We start from the raw sequence: 3,115 nt of genomic DNA on the forward strand, positions 1-3,115 counted from the left end.
AGGCCTGGAAGGTGAACGAGAAGTACTTCCTGCCCTTCGGGTACCACTCGTTGGTCCGCGGCGTCGATTCGAGTAGGTCTCAAGAATCGGACGTGGACGGTTCGATGCACGTCTCGACCGAGACGATCTCCCAGCCTCCGGCGAGCTTCTCGGCCCGGTAGACCCTGCCGAGAGTTCGAGATGAGAACCGGCGTACGTACCTACATTCGGGAATCACGGCAGGCTCTAGGACTGCCCGGGGGACCCGTAGGCGAGTCGGTTGAGCCCGGTACGGAAGATGTCGATGGTGGGCTGATCCACCTGCCCGGAGCCCGCAGGATCCTGTGCGCCCCAGAACCGGATGTCGATGATGGTGCCATCGGACTGGGTGATGGTCGCCAGTCCCTCGCCGTTCTCGAAGTCTGCCGAGAATCCTCCCCGGAGCTCGATCGAAGGCTCCGTGGCCACGGCGGTCGGCAGGACGTAGACGGCTACTCGCAGGCGGGGTGAGGGCCGCCAGTCCGCATCGCTCTTGAAGACGCCCTCGAAGGTGAGCACCCGCGTGGTCGCAGGCAACTCGGCGCCCTGGCCCAGTTCAGACTCGACGCCCCTCTGCGGAACGACTTTCCCCGAGAACGCCTCGGAGATCTCGCGCCACGTGGCCTGCCCCAGCTCACCGAGGGGGCACCACTGCTTCGCCCGGTCGCTCGTGGCGCAGGGAATCTCAGCGGGTTCAGGCGTAGGAGAGGTCTCCGAGACGTCTCGCGACGCGTCGAGGGCCGTGTCGGTGTCTCCTCGGTCGACCGCCTGGAGGACGGCGCCGAGCACACCACAGGCGACGAGAACGCCCGCCGCTGCTGCCGCTGATCGCCGGCGGCGCCTCATCGCGTCACCTCGACGTCGCATCGTGGCAATGGACGGCGGCGCCGTCGACGGCGCCGCCTGGGCCAGATCATCCAGCGCCTGCTTCAGCCCTGCTTCATGGGACATGACAACTCCTCGGTCTCGGCCTCACCACGACAGCGCGCTAGCGCGTGTCAGCCTGATTCGGTTCGAGGTTGATCTGGTAACCGGTGAGAAGTGGGTCGCAGCGAAGCCGTGCGTACGCGCGACTTGCCCGGCTCTTGACCGTCCCCCTCCGGCAGCCCAGTTGTTGGGCGATGGTCGCCTCGTCGAGGTCGAGCCAATATCTCAGCACGATGACGACGCGTTGGTCTCGGGGCAGCGCTGCGAGAGCACGCGCGACATCGAACGCGCGTCCGACGAGCACGTCTGCTGCATCGACATGGGTATCCCGGCCAACGCTCTCCAGCGCGTCTGAGGCGAGCAGCATCGTTCGCCGCCTGCTTCGACGCCACGCCAGACGCGACACGATCCTCCGGACGTATGCCTCGGCGCCGGCGGGATCGAGGTGAGGCCACTTCGACCATGCGCGCGCAAGCGACTCTTGTACCAGATCCTGCGCCTCGTGTGACTCACCCGTGAGCAGGTAGGCGAAACGCACGAGGCTGTCCCAGCGCGCGGCGACGAACTCCTCGAAGTCGGCCACCTGCACCAGGTCCCGCGGCAACTGAATCCCTCTCCAACTGCGCCAACTGCGCCCAGACGTCTTCTCGCTATCTCAGTACGTGTTAGGGAAGGGGTCGGCCGTCGCGAGCGTCGCATCCGGTGCGTGCCGGGGCGGCGCGCAGCAGGCCATGACCCTTTCTCAACACGTACTAATAGCCTCCGGGCGCTCGATAGGTTCCATCCGAGCGCACCATCGTCGCGCCGGTGGCAACATGCCGATTCTTGCCGAGCTCCGCACGTACGGCGACACCGTGGGCATGGAGGAGGTCCAGCGCGGGTCGGCCCTCTCCGCTTGGATGTGCTCGCATGTGCCCCGCTTAAGAATCGGACGTGGACGGTTCGATGCACGTCTCGACCGAGACGATCTCCCAGCCTCCGTCGAGCTTCTCGGCCCGGTAGGTCCTGACGACCGTCTCGCCGTCCACGTCGACCAGGACCGCGCCGTCCGGTCCGCGGTAGCGGCTGAGTCGAACGTCGTCGGGCTCTTCGGCCCGCACGGCGAGCAGTGCAGAGGGGTAGCCGCTCACTCCGGCCGGATAGCGGAATGCCGTGCTGACTCCGCCCGCACACCGATGCGCGTCGATCCCGCGCTCGAACTCGAACCGTCCGGACGGCGACGGGTCGGCAACCGGGGCCGCAGACCCGTCGCCTCCGACTGCGACCGACATCGCGTAGCCGGCCGGGGCCAGGACGGCAGCCGCGACCACCCCGGCGGCCGCGCGCCGCCGAGTCCGCGACCGACGGCCCTGGGTCCAGGTCCGTGCTGCGATGTCGGTCGGCATGCGGCCGAGGTCGATCGAGTCGACGTACCTCGCGACCACGTGCGCGTCATCGACTGTCGGCGGCTGCGCCATGGCGGTTCCCTTCGGTGGCTGCGGCGACGCGTAGGCGTGCCATCCCACGCTCCAAGTGCGTCTTCAAGGTGTTGGGGCGGCACGACATCAGGTCGGCCGCGGCCTCGGTCGTCATCCCGCACAGATGAACCAACGCGATGGCGGTTCGCTGGCGCGGTGTCAAGGTCTGAAGCGCCTCCTCGAGCCAGGGCTCCAGGCCCACGTACGGCTGATCGTCCGAGGTGCTGCGGGCGAGCGGCGACAGCCGCCGGAGGAGGTTGGCCTCACGTCCCCGGGCCCTGATCCGGTTCAGGTTCAGCCGGACCAGGATCGTCCGGGTATATGCGCGAACGTCCCCGCTCACCTCCACCCGATCCCAGCCGCGCGCGAGCCGGACGAGGCCGTCTTGGAGCAGGTCCTTCCCGTCGTGCGGGTTGCCGGCGAGTGCGACCGCGAAGCGTGCGAGCTCGGGGAGCGCGGCGGCCACGAACTCCTCGTAGCTGCCGCGCCCATCCGGACGAGGAGGTTGCCCCATGTCTCTATCTACAACTCAGCGGTCGCTTCCGGACCACATGCGCGACAAGAATCTCGCGCGCCCCTGGCGCCCGTCGAGCGGCGTCAGTTGGCGTCGATCGGGATCGACTGGGCCTGGGTGGGCTGGTCGCTGCGGAAGATCGAGATCGGGACCTTCTGCCGGATCACCCGCTTGTAGTAGCGCGAGGACCCGGCGGAGT

4 protein-coding genes are annotated in these 3,115 nt (G+C 67.9%); all 4 read right to left on the reverse strand.

Annotation, left to right across the window (positions count from 1 at the left end):
• Positions 1 to 225: 225 nt before the first annotated feature.
• Complete coding sequence (locus ACYVKX_RS23110; protein ID WP_460836073.1) at positions 226 to 969, reverse strand: hypothetical protein; 744 nt, start codon at positions 967 to 969, stop codon at positions 226 to 228.
• Between the two features lie 37 nt (positions 970 to 1,006).
• Positions 1,007 to 1,528 carry a SigE family RNA polymerase sigma factor gene (locus tag ACYVKX_RS23115; RefSeq protein ID WP_460836074.1) on the reverse strand — a complete coding sequence of 174 codons (522 nt, stop codon included), beginning with the start codon at positions 1,526 to 1,528 and terminating at the stop codon, positions 1,007 to 1,009.
• A 337-nt stretch (positions 1,529 to 1,865) separates the two neighbouring features.
• A complete protein-coding gene (locus ACYVKX_RS23120; protein ID WP_460836075.1) occupies positions 1,866 to 2,402 on the reverse strand; it encodes a hypothetical protein in 537 nt (178 codons plus the stop codon).
• Positions 2,377 to 2,868, reverse strand: coding sequence for an RNA polymerase sigma factor (locus tag ACYVKX_RS23125; RefSeq protein WP_460836076.1), 492 nt, complete (start codon positions 2,866 to 2,868; stop codon positions 2,377 to 2,379). The genes ACYVKX_RS23120 and ACYVKX_RS23125 overlap by 26 nt, the downstream gene beginning before the upstream one ends.
• Between the last annotated feature and the right edge of the window lie 247 nt (positions 2,869 to 3,115).

It is taken from the genome of Nocardioides hungaricus, from assembly GCF_054782915.1.